This is a genomic window from Nitrospirota bacterium (genome assembly GCA_016214385.1).
Lineage (GTDB): Bacteria > Nitrospirota > Thermodesulfovibrionia > UBA6902 > JACROP01 > JACROP01.
The window spans coordinates 1-5546 of the sequence record JACROP010000005.1; the positions used below are offsets into that span (position 1 = coordinate 1).

Below are 5546 nucleotides of genomic sequence, written 5' to 3' on the forward strand. Positions count from 1 at the left end.
AGCCTTTGAGAGGGTAGAATTGGGATTCCCTGTCATGGAGATGAGGCCCACATTGAACCTCTTTAAAAATGGTATTAAATCGACAAGCTCTTCTGTCTCACCACTGTTCGATATTGCAATAACCACATCATCGGCTGTAACCATGCCGAGGTCTCCGTGACTTGCTTCAGCAGGATGCAGGAAGAATGCAGGGGTGCCGGTTGATGCGAGCGTGGCTGCTACCTTTTTGCCAACAAGCCCTGACTTTCCCATGCCTGTAACAACTACCCTGCCCTTGCTTTTGTAAATAATATCAACCGCTTTTTCGAAATTACTATTGAGCTTCTCTGTCAACGCAGAGATCGCTTCTGCTTCTGTCTTTAAGACCTTTTTTGCTATATCGAGGATGTCATCCATCTATTACTCCCAGAAACTTCTCATTCAAACTGGCATCTTAACCAGCCCGGAGGAATTCCTTTCCTATGAGCCTCTTCTTCGAGTTCACTAAGATCTCTTTCAGCATTTCTACGCTGTTTTTGTGCACGCCTGAGTTCATTCTCAAGAGTTCTTCTCTTTCTCGGACCCAAAGGCGTACCGCCCTCCCCACGAAGTTCCTTTTCTATTTCTGCAATCTCATCCCTGGCCTTATCTATTTTATTCCTGTACGTATTTGCCGTCTTACACCAGTATTCTCTATTCTCTTCCTTTTTAGCTTTCCCTGTTTTTTCTTTACCTTCCGCTTTCCTGTCTAATCTCTCGGTCTGAGGGTTATCCCCGGAGGATTCTTTGTACCTCTCGAGATCCTCTTCTGTGAAATAAGGGACATCCTTTTGTGCAGTTCTGTCCTCTCCAGAGGAAAAAACTGATGCCGGCCCGATAATAAAACCTATAGACAAAATGAATAAAAACCTTGACAACGTCTTCATTGTACCATCCCCGTTGATTTCGATAATAGGCTATGGATATCACTTATTGTTTTCAATAATCGATATGCGTTATCCAGGGGTATCATATTCGGCCCGTCACATAATGCCTTGTCTGGCTCTGGATGAACCTCCATGAATAGTCCATCAACACCAACAGCGGCTGCTGCCCTTGCGAGTGGTTCTGCAAATTCCCTCTGTCCCCCGGAAGAAGTGCCCTGCCCGCCTGGTAGCTGGAGGCTATGAGTTACGTCAAAAATTATAGGATAGCCGTAGGTGCGCATGATCAGAAATCCCCTAAAGTCAACAACGAGATTATTATAACCGAAGGATGTCCCTCTTTCGGTGATAAGCAGATTACGATTGCCGGTCGATGTGAATTTATCAATTATATTCTTTACATCCCATGGTGCAAGGAATTGGCCCTTCTTTATATTTACAGGCTTGCCGGTATTGGATGCTGCGAGGATCAAATCAGTCTGCCTGCAGAGAAAGGCAGGTATCTGGAGTGCATCAAGGACTTCAGATGCAGGTTTAATCTCAGAGATAGAATGCACATCCGATATAACAGGGATATTAAATTTATTTTTGACATCTGATAGTATCCGCAAACCCTTATCAAGTCCAACGCCCCTGTAGGATAAAAGGGATGTCCTGTTCGCCTTGTCATAGGAGCTTTTGAATATAAAAGGAAGTCTGATAGTGCTGCATATATCTTTTAATCTTTCTGCTGTGTGAAAGGTTATATCTTCATTCTCTATTACACATGGGCCGGCAATTAAAACAAGGGGGTTCTTGCCGCCAATTACAACATTTCCTATCTTTATCTCTTTAGTCGCCAGCATAATTCAGAATAAAGGAATTCCATAATTTTTAATTTTAAATTTGCGGCACTGGACACTTGCCAGTTAAAGATACTGGCTGGCCAGCGCCCTGATTCTCTCATCGTCCAATGGCTTATTACTGAGTTCTGTCCTGTTGTTTAAATGACGTATCGTAGTCTCTAAAAATATTTTGAAGTACTCCATCTTCTTAAATAGGTTTTCGATCTTTTGCTCCTCTAAGACAGATAATTCATTAAAAAGTGAGATTTCTTCAAAAAACTTTGCAAATTCCTCATAATCGTCATACCTCAACAACCTGAATGTAAAACTTTCAAAATACTGCATGAAATTGTGAAGGGAATAAAAGAGTCTTTTACGCTCTTCTATGTCAGAGGCAGAATTGAGAAATCTGGTTATCAGGAAATGAAGGGTTGCGACGTCTTCGCGCAGTTTTAATGACTGTGTAAGTTTGGCGGTAAAACTTTCAAAAATATCTTCACCCCTGACATCAGGGTGAAGATATTGTGCAAGCTGGACAATGCCCTGTTCAAATAAGTTTTTTAAGATGCCAAAGCTGTTCTCTATCTTGCCCTTTAGCAATTCCTGACCTTTTTTTTCAAATATATCTTTTAACTCCTGCATATATACCCTCTTTGACTCAATAAACGATTGATATGAAATGCCCTTTATTATAAACTGTAGACCCTCATCCTTTATTTTCAGGGCATCCAGGTAATTTCTGAAGGAAGTTATCTCAGAACGAATAAGGATAAGGATCAGGATTGAGGTGCTGAAAGATATTGCCCGTTGTGGCGAGATATCCACATAATTTAAATACCTCAAGAACCTGAAAAAATACAGGAAAATAATTGACACCTGTTTGCGCAATTCTTTTTCATCTATCTTTTTCGTAATCTCAGTTATGGCTGCATTCGCTATGCGGTCAACAGTAAGGTTCAACTCTTTTTTAAATGGATTAAAATAAACATTGCTCCTGATTTCCTTGGTAATAAACCGGCCAAAATTTAAAAAACTCATGTAGGGAATGTAGTCGGATTTTAACAGGTCAGATACAAGCCCCTTCAGATGGACGAATGAGTCATAAAGCAAATAAAAACTATCTTCGGGAGTATCCTGCTTTAAAAGATCTTCCCTGTAACGGTTCCTCTTATACTCGCCCAGGAACCTGGATTCTGCGAATTTCTGAAACCAGTATAGATTTTTCCTGTCCTCAGGCATTATGGTCTCAAGGATTCCGAGGACCCTGAAAATAACATCTCCTGCTATACAGAGTTGAGTATAAAAATTAACACTTATTGGGTCTCTGCCTTGTGGGAATGGCAAGTTCTCACTATAAAAAAATTTGTCCATGCCTTTCAGGAGGGTATCAAGTTCAGAAAATAATCCCTTTCTTGTCTCTTTTGCATGAGCAATCCAGGTCAACCCAGCCTTTTTAGCCTTAAAGATCATTTGTGTGATACCAGTTTCAGGTTATTAAACACGCAAAGCCCGCCGCAATCTCCCCAGCTTGCTGGGGGATTCTTCAAAATATCAACCCGGAAATGAGTTCGGTACGAATCTCCGATCGCAGCGACCTTACGGCCACAGTCACGGAACGAGTCGATTCCGAGGCCGCTTCGACTTCGCTGTAGAACACTATTTCTTAGGCGCATGGATTGCGGAGCCATGCACATCTTCTGCGGCCTCCATTAATCCCTCTGAAAGTGTTGGATGAGCATGGATGGCGTGAGCGAGTTCTTTTGCTTTAATGCCTGCTTCAATGGCAAGGGATGCTTCATGTATAAGGTCAGCGGCATGAGGCCCGATTATGTGTGCACCGAGGATTTTATCTGTTGTCCTATCTGCAACTATCTTTACAAAACCTGATATTTCTCCCATTGCATGAGCCTTGCCAAGTCCCCTGAATTGAAAATGTCCAGTCCTGACCTCTATCCCCTTCTCGATTGCCTGATGTTCCCGCAATCCTACAGATGCGATCTCAGGAGTTGTGAATATGGCAGCCGGCACAACAGAATAGTCCATGCTCGCATCCCTGCCGCAGGCGTTTAAGGCAGCCACGATACCTTCTTTTGAGGCAACATGGGCAAGGAGAATCCCTCCAACCACATCACCTGCAGCATAGATTCCCTCGATATTCGTCTCCATCCTCTCGTTTACAAGGACTTCCCCTTTTGGACCCTTTTTAATCCCTACGGCCTCAAGGCCTATACCATCACTATTCAATGCCCTTCCTATGGATACCAGGACCTTTTTTGCTACAAGTTCATTTCCATCAGAAAGGAAGGCATGGATTCCATCCTCTTTACCTTCGACCCTCTCAACACTCACTCCAGTCATCAGCTTTATTTTTTTCTTCTTAAGCTCTTTTTCAAGAAGCTCTGATATCTCTACATCCTCTGTTGAAACAGCTCTCGGAAGCATCTCAACAATAGTCACCTCTGTTCCAAACTCTCTGAATATGCATGCAAACTCGCAACCTATGACACCAGCACCTATTATTATGAGACTCTTCGGAATCTCTTTTATGTTTAATGCATCATCGCTTGAAAATATCCTCTCTCCGTCAAAAGGGAAGAGTGGAAACTGGGCAGGTTTTGAACCCGTGGCAATGATAATTTTATCTGTCTCTACAATAAGCCTTGTGCCATTTCTTTTCTGAACTTCGATCCTCTCAGGGCTTAAGATGATGCCTTTGCCCTCAAGTAGATTAACCCCCCAGCTTTTAAAAAGGGCCCTGATGCCCTTTACCTGTGTTGAAACGATTTTATTCTTCCTCTCCATTATTTTGGAAAGATTCGGCAGCACCTCTCCTGTGAGTTCAAGACCATAGTCTTCAAGACTTTTTGCCTTATGAAAAGCCTCTGCAGAAGCTACGAGTGCCTTTGTGGGAATGCATCCTCTGTTAAGGCAGGTTCCACCAACTTCTGTATCTTCAACTACTGTTACCTGCGCACCGAGTTGTGCAGCCTTTATAGCGGCGACATATCCGCCAGGGCCAGCGCCAACAATAGCAATGCGCACTATTCTGCCTCCTCTTCGACATATTTTTCATATTCGGACGCATCCATTAAATCACTCACTTCAGACGGGTTATCTATTTCAAGGACGGCAATCCAGCCCTTGCCGTACGGGTCCTCATTTATTATTTCAGGGGTTTCGACAAGTTCATCATTAACTTCAATTACTGTTCCGCTCACCGGACTTATAACAGAAGATGTAGCCTTTGTAGACTCTATCTCTGCAAGCTCTGAATTGGCCTCTACAACTGTGTCGATTTCTGGCAGGTCGATATACACAATGTCACCGAGCGATTCCTGAGCGTAATTCGTAATTCCGACTGTAGCCTTTTTGCCAGAAACCTTTACCCATGTGTGTTCTCTGTGATACTTAATGCCCTCAGGATTCATTTTCAACCCTCCTTTAATTTAAATTAGTATTGTCAAAATTTAACCACAGAGGACACAGAGCTATAATTTGGAGCAATGGAGTGATAGAGTAATGTCTATTTAGTATCCAATACTCCAAAACTCCAATACTCCATTTTCTCGTGCTCTCTGTGCTCTCTGTGCTCTCTGTGGTTTTATGTTTTATCCTCCCGACTTATAGGTGAGAAATACTTAACACAGGTTTTATATTTTGTCAAGAAAAATGGCTAGACTTGTCAAAGCAAAATAGAAATGTCCTATTCTTAGCAAAATAGAAATGTCCGGTTTTCATGTTTGTAATTCTTTCTGTTGATAACTGTTATGTTGTATCACTGGCTTAAACCTCCTCCATGGATGATTCATTGCAGGGATAT

6 protein-coding genes are annotated in these 5546 nt (G+C 42.4%); all 6 read right to left on the bottom strand.

What is annotated here, in order from left to right:
- Positions 1–396: SIS domain-containing protein (locus HZC12_00190; protein ID MBI5025156.1), on the bottom strand; the 396-nt coding region annotated here is incomplete at its 3' end.
- Between the two features lie 20 nt (positions 397–416).
- Positions 417–896 carry an OmpH family outer membrane protein gene (locus tag HZC12_00195; protein MBI5025157.1) on the bottom strand — a complete coding sequence of 160 codons (480 nt, stop codon included), beginning with the start codon at positions 894–896 and terminating at the stop codon, positions 417–419.
- A gap of 5 nt (positions 897–901) precedes the next feature.
- A complete protein-coding gene (gene kdsA / locus HZC12_00200; GenBank protein MBI5025158.1) occupies positions 902–1747 on the bottom strand; it encodes a 3-deoxy-8-phosphooctulonate synthase in 846 nt (281 codons plus the stop codon).
- 63 nt (positions 1748–1810) lie between these two features.
- Positions 1811–3196 carry a hypothetical protein gene (locus HZC12_00205; GenBank protein MBI5025159.1) on the bottom strand — a complete coding sequence of 462 codons (1386 nt, stop codon included), beginning with the start codon at positions 3194–3196 and terminating at the stop codon, positions 1811–1813.
- Between the two features lie 186 nt (positions 3197–3382).
- Positions 3383–4768, bottom strand: a complete 1386-nt coding sequence (lpdA, locus tag HZC12_00210) for a dihydrolipoyl dehydrogenase (protein ID MBI5025160.1) — start codon at positions 4766–4768, stop codon at positions 3383–3385.
- A complete protein-coding gene (gene gcvH, locus HZC12_00215) occupies positions 4768–5154 on the bottom strand; it encodes a glycine cleavage system protein GcvH (protein MBI5025161.1) in 387 nt (128 codons plus the stop codon). Before gcvH ends, lpdA begins: the two co-directional genes overlap by 1 nt.
- Between the last annotated feature and the right edge of the window lie 392 nt (positions 5155–5546).

Bases quoted from the DNA above. Each gene is read 5' to 3' on its own strand.
- HZC12_00205 (MBI5025159.1), bottom strand. From the start codon at position 3,196: ATGATCTTTAAGGCTAAAAAGGCTGGGTTGACCTGGATTGCTCATGCA.
- gcvH (MBI5025161.1), bottom strand. From the start codon at position 5,154: ATGAATCCTGAGGGCATTAAGTATCACAGAGAACACACATGGGTAAAG.
- kdsA (MBI5025158.1), bottom strand. From the start codon at position 1,747: ATGCTGGCGACTAAAGAGATAAAGATAGGAAATGTTGTAATTGGCGGC.